Below are 19,754 nucleotides of genomic sequence, written 5' to 3'. Positions count from 1 at the left end.
GATGTCAATAAATCTTAGAGAAGTTCTTTGCGAGAAGCCAAGTAAGCGTGAGCATGGCGCTCAAGAACCTCGTCCTCAACGTTCGTTAGGCGAATGGCGCCGAGTGCCGCGGGCAGCGGCAGCATGCTGCGATTCGAGCGAGCGAACTGCTGCCTGCGGAACTCCTCGATATATGCGGCAGGCTCCAGATCGAGGGCAAGTTCCTCGATACCAAAGTCCTCTAGGCAGTCATCGACCTCAAAGACGTAATCGATATCGAAGTCGCAGGCATCATGTGCTAGGCGCGCCTCAAAGCGCATGCCCTCGGACAACAGCTGGTAGGCAGGAACCTGCGAAGCAGCATCGCCCAAGCAAGCGCGCAGGGTACGCTCCCCCGTCTTGCCAAAATCGAGCGCATGGCGGGCGCTCGGGTTCGTGGCCATCAGTACGTCCTTGCGGGCAGTCTGAGACCATTGAACTGCATTGACGAGCGCGACCTCCTCGCCCGCGAGAATCTCGGGAACGGTCTCAGTAAACTGATTCCAGCGGGACTTGCTGCTCGAAAGCATGGTGCCAACAAGCACCACATAGCCGAACTTGAGGTACTCGGGGTCCGCCTCGCGAACAAGGTCGAGGTCACACACGACCAAGCCCGGCTCAGGACGGAACGCGATAGCGGGAAGCGCATTCGCCGGCGAGGCGACGAGCGGCTTCATGGTCGTCGCGACCGTGAGCATGGCGTCGAAGGTCGTCGGCAGCAGCGCGCACTCGGTTCGGCCACACCACTGGTTGGCGCACCAGCTAACAACCGAGCAGGTTGCGGCATCGCCAACGGCGACAACCAGATCGTCGCAGGTAACGCCGTTGGCAGACAGGGCGCCAAAGATCGCATCGGCATCGGCCAGCGTGGCACCAGCAGGCGAAACCTCGAGGACTAGCGGCGACACGGCAAAACCGGCGTCGACCAGCGCATGCTCGACGACTTCACCAAAACGCTCGGATGTGGCGGTGTTCCAAACGACCATCGCGCGCTTAGGCTTGCCCACGGCCGAGGCAAACATACGCGACAGTTCATCGAACGCGCCCAATCCGACGCGGACATCGACGCTGCGGTTTTGGAAATTGATCAGTTGACGGCGAATCATAGCAGCCCACGCTCCAAAAGCATCTCGGCACAAAGGTAGGAAACGTCCTCGAAGGACTTGTTGCGAATATCAAGGGTAAGGTCGGCGGCCTGGCGATACAGCGGACGGCGATGCTCAAACAGGCGCGCAGCATGCTCGGGCGAACGGAAATCGGGGCGCGTGTCGGACCGACGAATCTGTCGAATCGAATCCTCGAAGTCGCCCTCGAGGTACACGCACGTACCCATTTCGTGCATCAGTTCAATATTCACCGGCGTTTCGACGATACCGCCCCCGCACGAAACCAACAGGCTGCGCTCGCTTTGGAGCGAACGGAGCGCCGAGGTCTCGAGCTCGCGAAAACGATCCTCGCCCTCGGTCTCAAAAATCTCGGTTACCGACTTGCCGCAACGGCGCACGACCAGACGGTCGGTATCGATAAAACGCCGCTTGAACATGGTGCCCACGTTGCGCGCAAGCGTCGACTTGCCCGCGCCCAAAAAGCCGATAAAGAAGATATGGTCGCAGCCGTGTTTGATGTGCTGGGACATGACGAGACCTATTCCTCGCAAGGAAGGTCGCGCAGGGCCCGGCGCTCAAAGATACGGAAGATCTGCGTATACCACAGGTCCTGCGTCGCCTGCGGCTTTACCAGGATGGTATCGACGCCGGCGAAGTTGCCGCTCCACACGTCCGTGTAGAGCTGATCACCGATCAGCACCGCCTCGTCAGCCGTGGCGCCGAGGCGCTTAAGACCCGCCTTGAGGGCAAACGGCGCCGGCTTCATGGCATGGCTGATGGCCTCGAGTCCCAGCTCGCGTGCTGATGCCATGACCTGGTCGCGATGCCAGTTGTTGGACACCATGCACAGCTTAAAGCCTTTGGCGCGGGCGGTATCGAGCCAAGCGGAAACCGCGGCGGGAACCTGCTCGGTGTCGCGCGGCACCAGGGTGTTATCGCGATCGAGCAGAACGGCGCGTTTGCCGTCGGCCCAAAGGGTATCAAGGTCGATGCGATCGACCGAGGCAACGTATCGTTTGGGGCTAAAAATTCTCATGCTAATTCCAAGACTGTTGATGCTCTTCGTAGGTTTGCGAGAAGTACTCCTCGTCCTGCGTAATGTAGAAATACAGGTCATCGGAGTCGGTCGGCTCAAGCGTGGCCTTAAGCGCCTCGAGCGACGGAGAGCAGATGGGCGTGGGCGGCAGGCCCTCGTGCTTATAGGTGTTATACGGACTATCGCTCTGCAGGTCGTCGGCGGTAACCTCGCCACCGGTGACATACATCATGGTCGCATCGCTGTTGAGATAGCGCAGACCGTCGAGCTTGCCGGCAAGGCGGTTGTAGAAGACCGAGGCCACGTGCGCACGTTGATCGGCGTTGAGGCCCTCGCGCTCAACGATAGAGGCCAAGTTGACGATGTCGTAGTCGGACATCTCCACACCATAGCGCTCCTTGATCTTGGCTTCGCAGCTCGCAAAGTCAAGCGACTTGTACTCGGTCTTAAACTGATCGAGCATAGCACGAATCACGTCATCGGCCGTCGGCGAATCGCCCAACGAATAAGTCTTGGGGAACAAGAAACCCTCAAGCGAGTCGTTGGCGGCGCCCTTAAGGAAGCTATAGTCGTCCACGTAGTTGGAGGCCTTGGCCTGGTTGAGGAAGTCTTCCTTAGAGATGCCGTCGTAGGCCTGGGCCACACGGTCGGCGACTTGATCGACCGTTAGGCCCTCAGGGATAGTCAGCGCATTGGAGCCCGCGTTGGGACCTTCCATGAGCTGCTGAACAACCTTGGTCGCATCCATGAGCGTGGTAAACGAATAGGTGCCAGGCTTGAGCGACATATCGGCGTTGAGCTTTTTCACCGCCGCATAGTAATCCTTGGGATTTTCGACGATATGGTTCTCGGAGAGAATCGAGGCGATAGTATCGCCCGAAGCACCGTCGGGAATGGTCACCGTAACCTGCTGACCAGCCGTGACCTTGGTATCCCCACCGGCGAAGAAGCCCTTGACGGCCGGCACGACAAAGAAAGCGATCGCAGCAAGCGCAAGCACCGCCACCACAACGCCGATGATCATGGGAACCGGAGCACTCTTCTTTTGAGCACCGCGACGAGCATGCGTGTTGTAGCTCGAGCGGGTCGCCGGAGCAACGCCATGCGAACCGCGAGTGTGATGCGAATGCGATTGAGGGGCCTGAGTTCGCTGGGTAGGTGCCTGCTGCTTAAAGCGGGTACCGCCTGCAGGCTGGGCCGTACGAGCAGTGGGCTGCTGAGCCGCGGGCGATGGCGAATGCTGAACAGAACGAGCAGAAGGCTGCTGACCCGTCCGTTGAACAGGTTGGGCCGAATGAGAGAAGGACTGCACCGAGCGCGCGGCAGGCTGAGCTACGCGCTGCGTCGGCTGTGCCGGACGCTGGCCAGGCTGAGCAGGGCGCGACGCCGGCTGCCGTGTACGATTCTGCTGGCGCGGACCGGAAGCGCTAGGCATGCGAAACCTCCTCGTTTTTACGATCGAGCCACGTCTGCAAAAACAGGCTGGCGGCAATCATGTCGATCTTGCCCCTCATCTGCTTTTCGTTGAGGCCCTGCTCGCGCAGGATACGCTTGGCCTCTTGCGAAGACAGACGTTCGTCCTCAAACTCCAGTGGAAGATCGAGCTTGTCGGCAATCTTTTGCGCCACGGCGGCAACGCGCTCGGCCTGGGGGCCGGGCTCACCGGCCATGGTCAAGGGACGTCCGCTAACCAGGATGTCGGGCTCATAGTCCTCGACCAGGTAGCGGAACGTCTTGGCCATACCGGTGACCTCGGCGGCCGGGAGCACCTTGACGGGCATCGCCATCATGCCATCACGGCTCGAGACGGCGATGCCGATCCTGGTCTCCCCTATGTCCAGCGCAAGCGCGACCACAGCGACTACCTAGATTCTTAGGCGCCGAGCGCGGTCTTGGCGGCCGCGAGGGCATCGGCGATGCCGGCGGCATTCTTGCCACCGGCCTGGGCCATGTTGGGACGGCCACCACCGCGACCGTCGACCAGACCCGCGATCTGCTTGATCACGTTACCGGCGTGGAACCCGGCCTTCACGGCGTCATCGGAGCCGGCAGCGAGCAGGGCCGGAGTGCCCTTCTCAGTCACGCTTGCGACGACACAAGCGACAGGGCCGGCGACCTTCTGGTGCACGGTATCCCATACGTTGCGCAGGTCGGCAGCTTCAAGGCCCTGGAGCTCAGCAACGACGAGCTTGTAGCCACCGAGCTCGACAGCACCCTCGATGGCGCTGGAGATCGCATCGGAAGAGCCACCGGTGAGCGCCTTCTTGAGTTTATTGGACGTCTCGCGCAGCTCGACCTGCAGGTTCTCCACACGGGCGGGAACCTCGTCGACGCGGCACTTGAGCGCAGCGGCGGCGGCGTCAACGAGTGCCAGGCGGTCGGCCATATAGTCGAGAGCACCCTTGGAGGTCACGGCTTCGATACGGCGGACATTGGAGCCCGTGGAGGACTCGGAAATGATCTTGAACAGGCCAATCTCGGCGGTATTGGCGGCATGGGTGCCACCACAGAGCTCGCGGGAGAACGGCTGGTCCTCGGCGCCCACGGAGACGACGCGGACGACATCGCCGTACTTCTCTCCAAACAGAGCGACAGCGCCGGCAGCCTTAGCCTCGTCGATGCCCATAACACGGGTCACAACCGGCTTGGAGGCGAAGATCTGCTGGTTGACCAGGTCCTCTACAGCCTTGAGCTGCTCGGAGGAAAGGGCCTCGAAGTGCGTGAAGTCAAAGCGAAGGTGCTCGGGCGTCACCAGCGAGCCGGCCTGGGAGACGTGCTCGCCCAGGACCTGCTTAAGGGCAGCGTCGAGCAGGTGCGTGGCGGTGTGGTTGCGGCGCAGGAAGCCACGGCGCTCGGCGTCGAGCGCGGCGGTAACAGCGGCACCGACAGTCAGCGTGCCATCGGCAACGTGCGCGACGTGGGCATACAGGCCGTTGTGGTTCTTGGTGTCGGCAACGGTCAGAACAACGCCCTCAGCGGAAAGCTTGCCGGCGTCGCCCTGCTGGCCGCCCATCTCGGCATAGAACGGGGTGCGGTCGAGCACGACCTCGACGTCCTCGCCGGCGGCAGCGGAATCGACGGACTCGCCGTTGCGCACGATGGCGACAACCTTGGCGCCCTCGATCACATCGTTGTCATAGCCGTCGAACTCGGTCGCAGCGACCTTGTCGGAAAGCTCGACCCACACATCGTTGAAGCTGCCCCAGGCATCGCCCTTGGCGTTAGCGCGGGCGCGGGCCTTCTGGTCCTCCATGCAGGCAGTAAAGCCGTCCATGTCGACGTCGTGACCGGCGGTGCCGGCGATCTCGACGGTCAGGTCGATGGGGAAACCAAAGGTATCGTGCAGCTTAAAGGCGACATCGCCCGGAAGCACAGCGCCCTCGGCAAGCGCTGCCAGAGCCTCGTCCAGGTAAACGCGGCCGTTGTCGAGCGTCGTGGAGAAGCGCTCCTCCTCGGAGGCAACGATACCCTTGACGAGCGCGACGTTCTTGAGCAATTCGGGATAGGCCTCGCCCATCTGAGCGTTGACCTCGTCGATAAACTTGGTCAGGAAGGCACCCTCGATGCCCAACAGGCGACCGTGGAACACGGCGCGGCGGAGCAGGCGGCGAAGGACGTACTCACGACCCTCGTTACCGGGAAGGATGCCGTCCGAGATCATAAAGTCGACAGCACGGGAGTGGTCGGCGATGATGCGCAAGGAGCGGCTGGCACCGGAGTAATCGTCGGCGTCATAGGTCTTGCCGCTGATCTCCTCGCCCAGCTTGATGAGATGCTGCATCAAATCGCCGTCGTAATTGGCGGTCTTGTGCTGCATGATGGCGGCCATGCGCTCCAGGCCCATGCCCGTATCGAGGTTGCGGTGCGGCAGCTCCGGCATGGAGCCGTCCTCCTGACGGTCGTACTGGGTAAACACGAGGTTCCAGAACTCAAGGAAGCGGTCGCAGTCGCAGCCAGGCTTGCAGTCGGGGCTGCCGCAGCCGACCTCCTCGCCCATGTCAAAGTAGATCTCGGAGCACGGACCGCAGGGGCCGGTGGGGCCAGCGGCCCAGAAGTTGTCGTCCTCGCCCAAGCGGGAGATGTGGTCCTCGGCAACGCCCAGAGAACGCCACACGTCGTGGGTCTCGTCGTCCTCGGTAAAGACGGTGAAGTACAGGCGGTCGAGAGGCAGCTTGAACTCCTTGGTGATGAGCTCAAAGGCCCAGGCGCAAGCCTGCTCCTTGGAGACGCCGCCAAAAGAGAAATCGCCGAGCATCTCGAAGAACGACAAGTGACGGCCGTCCTCGCCGATGCAATCGATGTCATTGGTGCGGACGCACTTCTGGCAGGAGATCGCGCCGATCTCCTTCATGGTCTTCTTGCCCTGGTAGTACTCCTTAAACTGGTTCATGCCGGCATTGGCAAGCAGCAGCGAAGGATCGTCGGGGACGAGGGACGAAGAAGGATAGAGCTTAAGACCGCGCTCCTCAAAGAAGTTGAGGAACTTGGAGCGAATCTCGGCCGTAGTCATTGACGGGTAGTCAGCACTCATAGAGGGAATCTCCTCGGTTTCACATCGAAACAGTTCAAACGTAACGATATTACCATCCCGCCGCGCAAGTGCAAAAAAGAGGGCCGCCAAACAGCGACCCTCCAGCGAAAGTGCATGTTATTTAGGACTAAGCAATCCTTTAAAAAATAGTTTTAGTAAAATACCATATAAGAATCATCCGGAAGGAGCGAACGATGAATACCAAACGATTTGTCCTGAATGCACTTCTAGTAGTAGCACTTTTAGCGCTCTTGGCCTTCTCCTGCTGGTACGCAAACCAACCAGCATTTGGCTACGTATTGTATGCAGTAATGTCAGGCGATAAGGCTTATTACACTCTACGCACAATTGACGTTCTCTTTTTCTACGTAGCCGGCCCCTTATCAATCGCTTTGCTCGCGTTTCTTGTCATTTACAACTTCAAGAAACGCTAACGGGGCTTATTTAGAATCCGAATCGTCCATGGAGCCGTCGATGCCGGTTTTGGTATCGTCGTCCGAGTTGGAGTCATCGTCCTTGGCGAAGGGATTCTTGAAGAAGCCCGTGGCATCGGGTTGCAAACCCGAGAGCTTGATCCAGGGATTATCGAACTCGGGCTTAGGCATCGCCTTGGCCTCGGGCGCAGTCTCGTTGCCGATGAGCTCGGACTCGTAGATGAAGGTGTCGTCGCCGAGCGCGTCGTAGGCGGCGACCGGGTTGCCATCGGCATCGCGGTACGGCGTGCCCTTAAACACGGCGCCGTCATAGGCCACAAGCTGACGGCCGGTCTCATTCTCGAAGTAGTACACGAAGATACCCTTAAGGGCCGCACAAAGCGGGATGGCAATAATCATGCCGATGGGGCCCATGAGTGCCGAGCCGATAACGAGCGCCGTGAGGCTCATGATGGGATGCACCTGCACCGAGCTCTGCATAACCTTAGGGGAAATCACGTTATCGGTGACGTTTTGCGCGACCATCGTCACGATGAGCGTCCATAACGCCAGCATGGGGCTGAACATGAAACCGAGCACTGTGGCGATTGCTGCGCTCACCCAAGGACCGACGACCGGAACCAAATGCATGATGCCGGTAAAGATAGCCATGAGCGCCGCATACGGATGGCCGATGATCATAAAACCGATAAAGGCGAGGAAACCACCGCAGATGGACGTCACGACCATACCGCGCATATAGCCGCCGACAGAGCGAGAAAGGATGGCGACCATAAAGCGGTACGAGGTCTCCTTCTCCTGACCGATGATGGTGCAAATCTCGTGGTGCATGCGAGGGTAGTCGCAGGCCATCCAGTATGCAAGCACCAGACCAAGGAAGATCACGAACAACTGCGAGGCCGTATTGGTGATGAGCGGGAACACGCCGCGGCCAAGCTCGGCAGCGATCTGAGACACATACTTCGATGCCACGGCAACCAGGGACGAAAGATTATCGTCCAAATACTCCTTGAGCGGCGTGTTGTTGAGCGTCTTGGCATGCGAGATCATCTCATTGAGATCGCCACCCGCAACACGAAGCTGCTCGGGCAGGCGGCTCAGGACTTCCATGATCTGACCAAAGAGAATCGGCGACAAGATGCAAACGACACCGACGAGCACGGCAACAACAACAATAAGCGCGATAAGCGAACCGATGCCGCGATTCACGCCATGGTGCTCGAGCCAGTTGGTGATCGGGGACATCACAAAAGCAATGATGGAGCCGACGGCAAGAAACTCAATAACCGGTGCCAGGATGCCCATAAGGTTAAAGATGACAGCAGCAATAACAATGCAGCCGACAACAGCCCAAATGCGCAGCGTCAGAATGCGGGTGTCGCGCAGCACGCGATCGGTTTGTTGAGGGTGCTCACTCATGAACGAACCATCACTCCGTCGGGGTCGATCTTGTCCTGAATCTTCTTAAGCGTGCGGCGCAGCAGACGCGAAACCTGCACCTGAGAAATACCCAGCTTCTTGGCGATCTCGATCTGGGTCATGCCCTTCACGAAGCGCAGCTCGATAACCTCGCGCTCGCGCGGCGAAAAATCGCGGATGGCTTCCTCGATCACCAGGCGGTCATCGGTAAAGTCGAGCTCGTTGTCATCGTCGGCGTAACGGTCGAGAATCGAGGGCGCATCGTCGGAATCGGACGCACCAGGAGCCTCGATGGGCACCGAGGTATAGGCCGAAGACGATTCCATAGCCTCGAGGACCTCATCGACAGTCACATCTAGATACTCAGCGATCTCCTCAACCTTGGGCGAACGCTGCAGCTCGTTGGTAAGTTTGTCAGTAGCCTGGTTGACCTTGGCCGAGAGCTCCTGCAGACGACGCGGTACGCGCACGCTCCAGCCCTTGTCGCGGAAATGGCGTTTGATCTCGCCCAGGATAGTGGGTGTCGCAAACGTCGTGAACTCGAGTCCGCGCTCGGGGTCAAAGCGGTCGATAGCCTTGAGCAGACCCAGATAGCCAACCTGCATCAGGTCGTCGAGCGGCTCGCCGCGATTCTTAAATTTATTGGCAAGAAACCTTACCAGGTTCATATGGGACATGACGAGCTGCTCGCGGGCGTCCGGATCACCAGTCTCCTTGTAGCGACGAAACAGCTCGCGGGTTTTCTCCTTGTCCCAAGCGGTCTTGCCGCTCCGGGAACGTTCGGTCATATTAGATATCCGCCTTGAGGTCGAGGGAAAGCGTCAGGGGCGCCGCAGTCTTTTCGTAGGAGTCGCACACGCTCGCCAAAATAAGCTCGGCATAAACAGTAGCCTGGTCATCCTCGTCGACGGTGGCCTGATCGCCAAAGGTAAAGGTCATGCCAACGTGAGATTCATCGACATCGAATTTGATTGAGATGTCGTCGGAATCAACAGCCGTGCAGCCAAAGATAAAGGCTTCCTCGGCAGCCATGCGGATGTCCTCGATGCGATCGACAGACATGGAACACAGGGCACCAACGTTGGCTGCCGTCATGCGCACAAGGCGAGCGAGACGCGGGTCGCCGGCAACGGTCAGCGTGATGGGGCAGGTTGCTTCGCTACTCATCGCAGGACTCCTCAGAGGTCTCGGAGGGCATGTAGGTGTAATACTGGGCCGCTTTAACAGCTGGATTCTGGCCATCATCGTCACCAGCAGCGTCATCGTCCTCGTCAATTAGGACGCGCTCGGTAGGCCGCTCTGCCTCCGCAGCAGCAGCGGCGAGCTTGCGCTCGGTGTCAGCTGCAGGAGCCTTCACCTTGTTAAAGAGTTTCTGCACGGCACCTGCCGCAGAATCAGTCACGCTCGACACAGCATTGCTGGCCTCGGCCATACTGCCCGTAACCTCGGAGATGTCGCGAACGACGGCCTCAACCTCAACGAGGTTGGACGTCAGAGCGTCAACGGCGGTCTTGCTCGACTTGAGCAGCGGCTCCACCTGGGCAAGTGCCGGCGTGAGTTCGTCAACAGCACCATCGAGCTTTGCCACCACGGGCTGTGCCTCAGCAATCGTATTGTTGAGGTCGGTCACCGTCTTGTCGAGCGAATCGACAACGGTGCGGGTTTTGCGCAGGGTGAGCGCGAGCTCAACGATGGCCCACACGCCGGCAACGGCGAGTAGCAGCAGGGCGATTTGAATGGGACTCATACAAGCCTCCCGGAAGAATCGAAATACAGACGTTTTCCATGGTACCCCAAAGGGGACCGAACATGCTAAGAGCAGCAACGTGGGACAAAATTATCAGCAGCTACTTCGGTGCATTCCCGCTGCGGTCGCGTTCGCTTTGCTCTACGCGCCATTCTTCCCAACCACGGCCGGCAGGCTGCCAAAATGCACCGCGTTCTAAGCCTTCGGGTAAATAGCGCTGATCGACCCAGCCTTCGGGATAATCGTGCGGGTATTTATACACACCGTAGTCGTCGCTGCCTGGGCGATGGCGATCGCGCAGATAACTCGGCACCTCGCGAAGCCCACTAGAATGGATATCGGCCAGCGCCGCATCAATCGAAGCCTCACACGCGTTGGATTTAGGGGCCAAACACACATAGAGTGCAGCCTGAGCCAGGTTAATGCGGCACTCGGGATAGCCAATGACCTCGGCAGACTTAAACGCGGCATGCGCCACCAAAAGCGCCTGCGGGTCGGCGTTGCCAACATCCTCAGAAGCCTGAATCATAATACGGCGAGCGATAAACTTGGGATCCTCCCCCGCATCAATCATGCGCGCGAGCCAATAGATCGTGGCATCGGGGTCGCTACCGCGCATGGACTTAATAAACGCACTGATGATGTCGTAGTGCATGTCGCCGTTTTTGTCATACGAAAATCCACGACGCGGATTGGCGATCTTCACGTCATCCACGGTGATGGGATAGCGCTCCCCCGCCGCGGGCGCTGGCGTTCCCTCGGTATCGGGACGCGTGACGGCAATCTCGCTCGCAAGTTCGAGCGTCGTGAGCGCCGAGCGAGCGTCACCCGCTGCCAGCGTGCAGATGGTCTTAACCGTATCCTCATCGGCCGAGAACTTGCCGTTCAAACCCTGCGGCGCCTCGAGCGCACGCTCGATAAGCGTGGCGATATCCTCGTCTTTAAGATGCTCAAGCTCCACCACGCGACCGCGCGAGAGCAATGCCGAGTTGACCTCGAAGTACGGATTCTCCGTCGTGGCGCCAATCATAATGACGGTACGGTTCTCAACCGCATGCAAAAGCGCATCCTGCTGCGACTTAGAGAAGCGATGAATCTCGTCGATGAATAGAATAGTGCGGCGGTCGTAGGTATTCAGGCGCGTCTTGGCCTCGTCAATCACGCGGCGAAGATCCTTTACGGTACCCGTCACGGCGCTGACCTCGACAAACTCGCTCTTGGTATGGTTGGCGATAATGTGGGCCAGCGTCGTCTTACCCGTACCTGCCGGCCCGTACAGAATCACGCTCGAAAGCACGTCGTGCTCGATCGCGGCACGCAACCATGAGCCCTTACCGACGGCCTTTTGCTGGCCCACGTACTCGTCGAGCGAATTGGGGCGCATGCGCACCGCAAGCGGCGCATTCTGAAAGGAACGCTCGCGCGTCGAAGCAGAAAAAAGGTCGTCCATAGCCATCCCGTGTATCAATCAAAAACGTTTTCCACTAACAGTATACCGAATTAATACGAACTACCGTTCGTTAATATAGGTACGGTGCGGAAACTCCAGACCAGGGAACAGCTTGCTCGTCAGCTCGCAGAAATAACCGTCCGTCATGCTCGCGATATAATCCACCACGGCTTGATCCTTGTCGTCCTGCCAGGCATAGGTGCGATCATAGTAGGAAAGCTGCTGCTCAATGCGCGAAATATGGTGCTTAAAGATGTAAGAGGACTCGTCGCCACTGTTTAGATCCCGCAGGCAACGGTCGTAGAGCTTTTCGAACGCCTCGCGCAGCTCCACCTCGGAATCGCCTTCGATACCGCCCTTGCTATAGATCTTCTCGTAGTTCTCCCGCTTGGCCCGGCGGATTTCCTCAAACAGGTCCTCGCTCATCTCGATACGCGGCTTACCATAGCTGTGCTCAACGATATCGATGGAGGCATGCGTGAGGATCCAACTGTTGTAGGTACCGCCCCGGCCATCATCAAAAGCGTCGGGCGAAAGCAGGCCCGCCGCGATCGCATCCTGACGGTCACGACCGACGTAGGCAAGAATATCCGAGATGCGAACGACGCAGCCCTCGAGCGTCATGGGACGCAGATGCTCAATTGCGCTATAGCCCGTGGCAATGCAATCCTCAACCGTCTGGTCAAACTGGTCAAAGGAGCCCATGTCCGAGAGCTCAAACACACGCTGCTCGTACTCGCCGTTATGGCATAGCACGCCGTCGAGCGTCTGGAGCGACACGTTGCGGCCATACAACGCGTCGAGCACGCGGACCGACTGCACGTTATGGAAAAAATAACGCCCCGTACGCTCGTGATAGATATCGTTGAGGAAGCGCTCGCCGGAATGGCCGAAAGGCGTGTGTCCCAAGTCGTGGCCCAGGCCAATCGCCTCGATCAGATCGCAATTGAGCCCCAGGGCGCGACCGATATCGCGCGCAATGCGCGAGACAAGCTGCACGTGCAAACCGCGGCGTGACAGATCGTCATTGCTACGAAAGCTAAAGACCTGCGTTTTGCCCGCATACCGGGTGTAAGCCGGAAGATGAAGTATCTTTTCGGTATCGCGCATAAACGCCGGACGCATAAGCGTGCCTTTGTCGGCAGCGCGATCAATACGACGAATGACCTGATCATCGTTGCAACGATACGGGTTGACATAGCCCGAAGCACGATCGGCGGCAATGCGCTCGACAAGCTCGGGCGACAACGCTGAGGGAATACGGTCCATGCGCGCCTTAATGACGGCCGTTTCTTGATTAGATTCCATGGCATGCTCCTTAAGAAGGATGCGCAATCGGTTACAAAGTGCAGCCCACGACCTCGATTATGGCAAAAATCGGCACTAAAAACGGGAGCAATGGCAGGGAGCGCGATTTTGTGAAGAGGCAGGAAAGGGCCAGAGCCAGGAGTGCGACGGCAAATGCCACGATGCCACCCATAGGGTCGAGCGTGCAAAGCGCGAAGAGTGCTTTGGCGTCCCCCATGCCAATCCCCGGGGCTTGACGAAGGCGCCGCCAGAGCGACTCAGTAAGCACAAGGGCAAGGTAGACGATGACCGCAAGACCGGCATGATCAAGTGCAGTGTTAACGCCCCTGTCGAGCCAAACGCCTGCTAACGCCGCCACGGCACATGCGCCGGCAAGCTCATTGGGAAACCGCCGCTCACGGGCATCAATCCACGCGCCGGCAAAGATGCAAATCCAAAACGGGATATAGATCATCGAAAACCTCCTTGAGCAGCTGCTCAAAAGCAAAAACCACCACAAAGGTGCCTGTCCCCTTTGCGGTGGTTTTGGTGGTGGTTATTTGGCGCCTTGCATGACCTCGTCAAGGGTAACGCTGACGGCGTGCTGCGTCGGGACCCAGTCGACCTTCAGGAACAGCGCGGCCACCGTGATGGGGATATAGCTGAACATAAAGATCGGGAAGGTAAACAGGTTAGTCACCAGACGCCACTTTTGCGCGCAGTGAATGTGCTTGTACTCAAAGATAGTCGTGAGCAGCGCCAGGATAAAGAAAGTCAGATACATCATGGCGAAGGTCATAATGAGCGAAGCGGCACAGGCCTGCATCTCGACTTCGGTAGCCAAAAAGCCGTTCGAGAGTCCACCCACGATCAGGAACGTCGCATTGGCGAGCATCGAGATGAGCGACAGCAGCATACCCGGGGCGATCGTCATGAACATGTCGTAGGCGGCAAAGCGATGGTAGCGGAAGATCGACTTGACCAGGTGCTTACCGTAAGTAAAGAACACCTGGTAGAAGCCCTTGGTCCAACGCATGCGCTGTTTCCAGGACGCCTTAAACGTCACGGGTTGTTCGTCAAAGAACTCCGCCGGCGCATAGCCAATGCGAATGCCGTGAATGGCGCAGAACGTGGTGAACTGAATGTCCTCGGTCAGCGTGTGGAACTGCCAACCGTGCATGCCCTCGATAACGCTGGCGGAGATGAGGTAGCCCGAACCCGAAACAGCGCAGGACGTCTTGCAGATATTACGCGCGTTGTTGAGGAAGCGCGCCTCGCGTAGATACCACGTGGCATTAGCAGCCGAGATCCACGAGCTGCCGAAGTTCTTGGAATTGCGATAGCTCGTGACCACATGGAAGCCCTGGTCAAAGGCATCATTCATCTTGGAAACGTAATCGCGGGAGATAACGTTATCGGCATCGAAGATAAAGTAGCCCTCAAACGTGTCGGGATACTCGTTGAGAATGCGGTCGAAGCCAAAGTCCATGACCCAGCTCTTGCCCTTGCGGGCCAGGTCATTGCGCTCGTAAACAATGGCACCGGCCTCGCGCGCGAGCTGCGCCGTGTTGTCGGTGCAGGCATCGGCGACCACGAAAACCTCGATGAGCTCGGACGGATAATCCTGGTCCTTGATGGAGCGAACGAGGTTGGCGATCACGGCCTCCTCATTATGCGCCGCGATAAAAAAGGCATAGCGATGGAGTTTTTTGGCCTTGGGAGGCGCGACCTCGCCACGAAGGGCGCCAATGACAAAGAAGACCACCTGGTACAGAAAGCAGACCGTGAGCAGCGTGACGACAATCTGGTTGAAGATCACGATGGGCGTGTTGGTTTGTAAAAAGGCGAGCATGCAGGCTCCCAGGAACGCGTTACGTAAACAATCGTATATCTTACCGCAGGCTTACCGAGTTCAAGAAACCACCTAATACCGGCTAGGCTTCGAGCAGGCCAAGCTGCGGGACGATGTCGTCGCCGGCGGCGGTGCGACCAAGCGAGCGCGGGGCCAGGTCGTCAAGAACCGCAGCGAGATCCCACGGCAGCTCGTCGCGGCATTCGATGCGCTCGCCCGTCACGGGATGGTCGAATGCGACGCGCCAGGAATGAAGGAATTGCCTGGTCAGACCCTGATCGGCGCGTGCATCGCACTTGCCGTAGAGTTGATCGCCCACGCAGGCGTGGTTGATATGACGCATGTGTACGCGAATCTGATGCGTACGGCCCGTAAACAGGTGGCACTCGACGAGCGTATAGCCGTCGTCAAATCGCGTGGAATCAAAGCGCTCGAGGACCTTAAAGGTCGTAATGGCCTGGCGCGCGAAAGGATCGTCCGAAACCGCCATCTTGACACGGTCGCGCGTCGATCGGGCAATGCCGGTGTTGATGGTGCCCTCGTCCATGGCGATGTGCCCGTGAACAAGTGTGATATAGCGACGGTCGAGCGTACGCGTGCGGATGAGATTTTGGAGCGCGCGCTGGGTGTCGTCGTCCTTTGCCGCAAGCATGAGACCCGAGGTATCGCGATCCAGGCGATGCACAATACCGGGGCGGTCCTCGCCCTGCACGGTGCCCAGATGATCGATACCGCAGTGATAGACCAGGGCATTCGCGAGCGTACCGCTCTCATGGCCATGCGCAGGATGGCACACCAGGCCGCGCTGCTTGGAGAGCACGATAAGGTAGTCGTCCTCATAGCGGATATCGAGGGGAATGGCCTCGGGAATCACGTCGGTCGGGTCGTGCGGCTCGGGGAGGTCGACCGAAATACGGTCGCCGGCTCGCACGGCGTACTTTTTGGACAGGCAGGTCTCACCATTGACACATACGGCACCGCCCTCAATCAGATGCGCGCAGGCAGAGCGCGTGGGGCAGCCGTCGTTGGCACCCAGAAAGGCGTCGAGACGCTGGCCAGAGCAATCGTCGGCAACAAGAATATGGATGTCGGCCATTAACGCTCATTCCTTTCGCGAATCTTGCGGGCACGCTCCCCACGCTGCTGGGCCTTGCGCTTGGCGCGGGCCTCGTCACGGGCGTTAAGCTCAGCGGTCGCGTCGACCTCACGGGCCGCGGGGCTCAAGAACATGTATCCGAAGAGGGCGAGCACGACGCCCAAGGTAATGCCGATATCGGCCACATTGAAGACGGGGAAGTCGATGAAGGTGGTGGCAATAAAATCGGTCACGAAGCCAAAGGCCAAACGATCGATAGCGTTGCCAATAGCACCGCCCGCAACCATCGCCATGCCCACAACCTCAAGATGGGCAAGCTGGGGTGCACGAACGAGGTACACGGCAATAGCGATAATGACCGCCAACGCCAGCACGGCAAACGCGATGCCATGCCCCTCGCCCATACTAAAGGCAGCACCGATATTGCGGACAAACATAAAGTCGATGACGCCGGGGATGACAGTCACATGCAAAGCTTCGCCCACGGCACGAACCGCAAGCTTGGTCAGCTGGTCAACAAGCAGCACAACGAGCGCCACCCCACCAGCAACACCCAACCGCCAACGCAAAGGCGGCGTCATTTCCCCAGCACGACCCAAATCAATCCCCTACCCTCAAGAACATCGAATTACGTTTAACGCAAAGAACTATCTTATATTGCCATACGCAGAACGCACGACATATCCACCAACGCAAGCGAAATAACCAGCTAAAAACGAAAGCGACATTCCGAATAACGGAATGTCGCTTAATAGCTTTCGACTAAAAACGCAAGTCGAAAGAAAGCCTCTAGCTCCAGCAATGGAAACGCCGCGTTATCGTCACCAACAGCGAAAACGTCCCTAAGCGAGCAAGGTGACGTGAAAGAGGAGGGAAGCGTACTTTGGTACGCGACCGACGATTGAACGTCAGATTGCCGCTTAGGGGCGTTTGCAGCGTCGGTAGGTTACGGCGTTCTACGAACGCCGTAACCTACAAAGCATCGGCGCAGCGCTTGCAAATATGCGCGTGGCCGTTGTACTCGCCGACGGTGGTGCGGTAGTTCCAGCAACGGTCGCAGCACTCGCCCTCGGCAGCCTCGATAGCAACGGAGAGCTCCTCGCCCAGGGTCAGCTCAACATCGGAGACGATGTAGAACTCGGCCAGGTCGACAGCCTTGTCGCCGGTCAGCAGCGCGTACATCTCGGCGGGAACGACCGCCTTGACGCGAACCTGCTGGCTCTTGGTGAAGGTGCCGGCAGAGCGGGCATCCTCAAGGGACTTGGTCACGGCGCTACGGAGTTCGAGCGAAGCCTCGAGCACACCCTCAAACTCATTGGCCTCGTCGACCGTGATGGGCGACTTGTACCAATCGAGCAGCGCGGCGTACTTCTGGTGATCGACGCAGCCGGCGGGCGCATAGGCCATGGCCTCATCGACCGTGTAGGACAGGATCGGCTGCAGATCGCGCATGAGCATCGAGAAGAGCTCGGCCAGCACGGTCTGTGCGCTGCGGCGCTCGAGCGAGCCGGGCTTGTCGCAGTACAGACGGTCCTTCAGGGCGTCGAGATACACGTTGGAAAGCTCGGTAACCACGAAGTCGTAAAGCGCACGGTAGGCGCGCGGGAACTCGTAGCTGGCGTAGGCATCGTCGACCTCAGCCTGAACCTGGGTCAGACGGGCAACCATGAGCTTGTCGAGCGGCAGCAGATCGGCAAAGGCGACGCCGTCGCTCTCGGGCTCAAACTGACCCTCGAGCTCGGAGAGCAGGAAGCGCAGCGTGTTGCGGAAACGACGGTAGGCATCGGACGTACGAGCAAGAATCTCGTGGTCGATGGACACGTCGGAGCTGGTATCGACGGACGCAACCCACAGACGGATGATGTCGGCGCCCATCTCGTCGCAGACCTTGTTGGGGTCGATGACGTTGCCGAGCGACTTGGACATCTTACGGCCCTGGCCGTCGAGGGTGAAGCCCTGCGAGACGACCGCCTTGTACGGAGCATGGCCGTTGGCACCCACCGAGGTGAGCAGCGAGCTCTGGAACCAACCGCGGTGCTGGTCGGAGCCCTCGAGGTACACATCCGCCGGGTACTCAAGCTCAGGGCGATACTCGCAGACGGCCTTCCAAGACACGCCGGAATCCCACCACACGTCGAGGATGTCCTTATCGGCCTTGAGGTGATGACCGCCGCACTTGGGGCAGACGCAGGCCTCGCCCAGGTAGCTCTCGGGAGCGTCGGTGAACCAGGCGTCGGAACCCTTCTCGTGGAAGAGCTTGATGACGGCGTCGAGCGTGGCGTCGTTCATGACCTTCTCGCCGCAGTCGGCGCAGGTGTAGCTGGGGATAGGCACGCCCCAGTTGCGCTGACGGCTGATGCACCAGTCGGGACGCTGCTCGACCATGGCGCCGATGCGATTGGCGGCGTGAGCCGGATACCACTTGACGTTCTCGCGAACCTCCTTGCCAGCCTGCTCACGCAAACCGGTCTTGTCCATAGAGACAAACCACTGGTCAGTAGCACGGAAGAGCACCGGGTGCTTGCAGCGCCAGCAGTGCGGATAGCTGTGCGTGATCTTCTTCTCGAGGACCAGGGTGCCGCGCTCGCGCAGGAACTCGATGATGTGCGGGTTGGCCTCATCGGTATCCATACCGCTGAAGGGGCCACCGGTGCCAAACTCCTCGCCGGTGTAGAACTTGCCGTCGTCATCGACCGGCATGCAGATGTCGGTGATGCCCTCCTTGAGGCAGGCAAAGTAGTCGTCGACGCCGTGGCCGGGCGAGTTGTGGACGATACCGGTACCGTCATCGACACCGACGTAATCGGCCAGCAGCGCCACGCCCTCAACACCGTCAAAGATTGGCTGCTTGTAGTGGATGTGGTGGAAGGTCTCGGCGGGAACCACATAGGGCTTGCCGTCGACCATAACCGGGGTGTACTCCCAGCCAAACTCCTCACAGCACTTGGGAGCCAGGTCCTCGAGCATGACCTCGGCACGACCATCGTGCTCAACGGCAACGTAGGCGGCGCCGGGCTTGAGGGAAACGGCCTGGTCGGAGGGGATGGTCCACGGCGTGGTCGTCCAGATGATAAAGTCAACCGGGCCGTCGAAGTTCTCGAGGCCGGCGGGCTTGGAAGTCATCTCGAAGCGCACGAAAATGGACGGGCTCGTCTCGTCGGAGTACTCGATCTCGGCCTCGGCCAGCGCGGTGTGGCAGTGCTTGCACCAGTGAACCGGCTTGTGACCGCGATAGATCATGCCCTTATCGAACATGGCCTTGAAGACCTCGATGTCGGCGGCGTCGTGCTGGTGATAGAGCGTCAGATACGGGTTGTCCCAGTCGCCAAGCACGCCCAAGCGACGGAAGCCGGCCTTCTGGAGCTCGATGTTCTCGACAGCGAACTCGTTGCAAAGCTCGCGGATCTTGGCCGTGGAGGTCTGGTTGAACTTCTCGGTGCCGAGCTTTTCCTCGACCTTGTGCTCGATCGGCTGACCGTGACAGTCCCAACCGGGGACATAGGGAACCTCATAGCCCTGCATCATCCAGTAACGGTTGATCATGTCCTTGGAGATCTTGTTCATGGCGTGGCCGATGTGGATCGGGCCGTTGGCGTACGGAGGGCCGTCGTGCAGCACGAACTTCTTGTGACCCTCGTTCTTCTTCAGAACCTGCTCGTAGACCTTGTTGTCCTGCCAGTCCTTGAGTCGCTTGGGCTCGGACTTGGAAAGACCGGCACGCATGGGAAAACCGGTCTTGGGCAGATTCATCGTCTGCTTGTACTCGTTTGCCACGGTA

Annotated in this window: 18 protein-coding genes; 1 reads left to right on the top strand and 17 read right to left on the bottom strand. The window is 59.1% G+C overall.

Annotation, left to right across the window (positions count from 1 at the left end; translation table 11 throughout):
- Positions 1 to 14: 14 nt before the first annotated feature.
- The 6 genes from AB5405_RS00580 to alaS are packed head-to-tail and all read right to left on the bottom strand — an operon-like array spanning position 15 to position 6,691.
- On the bottom strand, positions 15 to 1,124 hold the full coding sequence (locus tag AB5405_RS00580; RefSeq protein ID WP_368137209.1) for a hypothetical protein: 1,110 nt from the start codon (positions 1,122 to 1,124) through the stop codon (positions 15 to 17).
- Complete coding sequence (locus AB5405_RS00575; protein ID WP_035138190.1) at positions 1,121 to 1,654, bottom strand: shikimate kinase; 534 nt, start codon at positions 1,652 to 1,654, stop codon at positions 1,121 to 1,123. Before AB5405_RS00575 ends, AB5405_RS00580 begins: the two co-directional genes overlap by 4 nt.
- An 8-nt stretch (positions 1,655 to 1,662) precedes the next feature.
- Positions 1,663 to 2,160 (bottom strand): YqeG family HAD IIIA-type phosphatase, encoded by a 498-nt coding sequence (locus AB5405_RS00570; RefSeq protein WP_368137208.1) that lies wholly within the window; start codon positions 2,158 to 2,160, stop codon positions 1,663 to 1,665.
- A 1-nt stretch (position 2,161) separates the two neighbouring features.
- Positions 2,162 to 3,595, bottom strand: a complete 1,434-nt coding sequence (gene mltG / locus AB5405_RS00565; protein ID WP_368137207.1) for an endolytic transglycosylase MltG — start codon at positions 3,593 to 3,595, stop codon at positions 2,162 to 2,164.
- Complete coding sequence (gene ruvX, locus AB5405_RS00560) at positions 3,588 to 4,016, bottom strand: Holliday junction resolvase RuvX (RefSeq protein WP_343000846.1); 429 nt, start codon at positions 4,014 to 4,016, stop codon at positions 3,588 to 3,590. Before ruvX ends, mltG begins: the two co-directional genes overlap by 8 nt.
- Positions 4,017 to 4,033: 17 nt before the next feature.
- Positions 4,034 to 6,691 carry an alanine--tRNA ligase gene (gene alaS, locus AB5405_RS00555; protein ID WP_343000847.1) on the bottom strand — a complete coding sequence of 886 codons (2,658 nt, stop codon included), beginning with the start codon at positions 6,689 to 6,691 and terminating at the stop codon, positions 4,034 to 4,036.
- 194 nt (positions 6,692 to 6,885) lie between these two features.
- Here alaS and AB5405_RS00550 point away from each other — a divergent pair, with 194 nt between their 5' ends.
- Positions 6,886 to 7,125 (top strand): hypothetical protein, encoded by a 240-nt coding sequence (locus tag AB5405_RS00550; protein ID WP_368137205.1) that lies wholly within the window; start codon positions 6,886 to 6,888, stop codon positions 7,123 to 7,125.
- A gap of 6 nt (positions 7,126 to 7,131) precedes the next feature.
- Here AB5405_RS00550 and AB5405_RS00545 read toward each other — a convergent pair whose 3' ends face one another.
- The 11 genes from AB5405_RS00545 to ileS form a co-directional block, all read right to left on the bottom strand.
- Positions 7,132 to 8,544, bottom strand: coding sequence for an AI-2E family transporter (locus tag AB5405_RS00545; RefSeq protein WP_368137204.1), 1,413 nt, complete (start codon positions 8,542 to 8,544; stop codon positions 7,132 to 7,134).
- On the bottom strand, positions 8,541 to 9,332 hold the full coding sequence (locus AB5405_RS00540; protein WP_117564127.1) for an RNA polymerase sigma factor SigF: 792 nt from the start codon (positions 9,330 to 9,332) through the stop codon (positions 8,541 to 8,543). Before AB5405_RS00540 ends, AB5405_RS00545 begins: the two co-directional genes overlap by 4 nt.
- 1 nt (position 9,333) lies before the next feature.
- Complete coding sequence (locus AB5405_RS00535; protein ID WP_271737801.1) at positions 9,334 to 9,711, bottom strand: ATP-binding protein; 378 nt, start codon at positions 9,709 to 9,711, stop codon at positions 9,334 to 9,336.
- Complete coding sequence (locus tag AB5405_RS00530) at positions 9,704 to 10,291, bottom strand: hypothetical protein (protein WP_343000850.1); 588 nt, start codon at positions 10,289 to 10,291, stop codon at positions 9,704 to 9,706. Before AB5405_RS00530 ends, AB5405_RS00535 begins: the two co-directional genes overlap by 8 nt.
- A 100-nt stretch (positions 10,292 to 10,391) precedes the next feature.
- Positions 10,392 to 11,741 (bottom strand): replication-associated recombination protein A, encoded by a 1,350-nt coding sequence (locus AB5405_RS00525; protein ID WP_271807288.1) that lies wholly within the window; start codon positions 11,739 to 11,741, stop codon positions 10,392 to 10,394.
- Positions 11,742 to 11,801: 60 nt separating this feature from the next.
- Positions 11,802 to 13,049: a deoxyguanosinetriphosphate triphosphohydrolase family protein gene (locus tag AB5405_RS00520; RefSeq protein WP_368137203.1), complete on the bottom strand. Its 1,248-nt coding sequence runs from the start codon at positions 13,047 to 13,049 to the stop codon at positions 11,802 to 11,804.
- Between the two features lie 31 nt (positions 13,050 to 13,080).
- A complete protein-coding gene (locus AB5405_RS00515; protein ID WP_195625080.1) occupies positions 13,081 to 13,503 on the bottom strand; it encodes a prepilin peptidase in 423 nt (140 codons plus the stop codon).
- An 81-nt stretch (positions 13,504 to 13,584) separates the two neighbouring features.
- The gene (locus AB5405_RS00510; RefSeq protein WP_368137202.1) at positions 13,585 to 14,880 is read right to left on the bottom strand and encodes a glycosyltransferase family 2 protein; all 1,296 of its coding nucleotides are present in this window, start codon (positions 14,878 to 14,880) and stop codon (positions 13,585 to 13,587) included.
- Positions 14,881 to 14,962: 82 nt separating this feature from the next.
- Positions 14,963 to 15,976 carry an RluA family pseudouridine synthase gene (locus AB5405_RS00505; RefSeq protein WP_271807284.1) on the bottom strand — a complete coding sequence of 338 codons (1,014 nt, stop codon included), beginning with the start codon at positions 15,974 to 15,976 and terminating at the stop codon, positions 14,963 to 14,965.
- Positions 15,976 to 16,503 carry a signal peptidase II gene (gene lspA / locus AB5405_RS00500; RefSeq protein ID WP_368137201.1) on the bottom strand — a complete coding sequence of 176 codons (528 nt, stop codon included), beginning with the start codon at positions 16,501 to 16,503 and terminating at the stop codon, positions 15,976 to 15,978. Before lspA ends, AB5405_RS00505 begins: the two co-directional genes overlap by 1 nt.
- A 445-nt stretch (positions 16,504 to 16,948) precedes the next feature.
- Positions 16,949 to 19,726: an isoleucine--tRNA ligase gene (ileS, locus tag AB5405_RS00495; protein ID WP_438265623.1), complete on the bottom strand. Its 2,778-nt coding sequence runs from the start codon at positions 19,724 to 19,726 to the stop codon at positions 16,949 to 16,951.
- Positions 19,727 to 19,754 lie beyond the last annotated feature (28 nt).

Origin of the sequence: Collinsella aerofaciens (assembly GCF_040920445.1) — a bacterium.
Taxonomy (GTDB): domain Bacteria; phylum Actinomycetota; class Coriobacteriia; order Coriobacteriales; family Coriobacteriaceae; genus Collinsella; species Collinsella aerofaciens_BH.
This window is presented reverse-complemented; position numbering and strand designations above follow the sequence as displayed.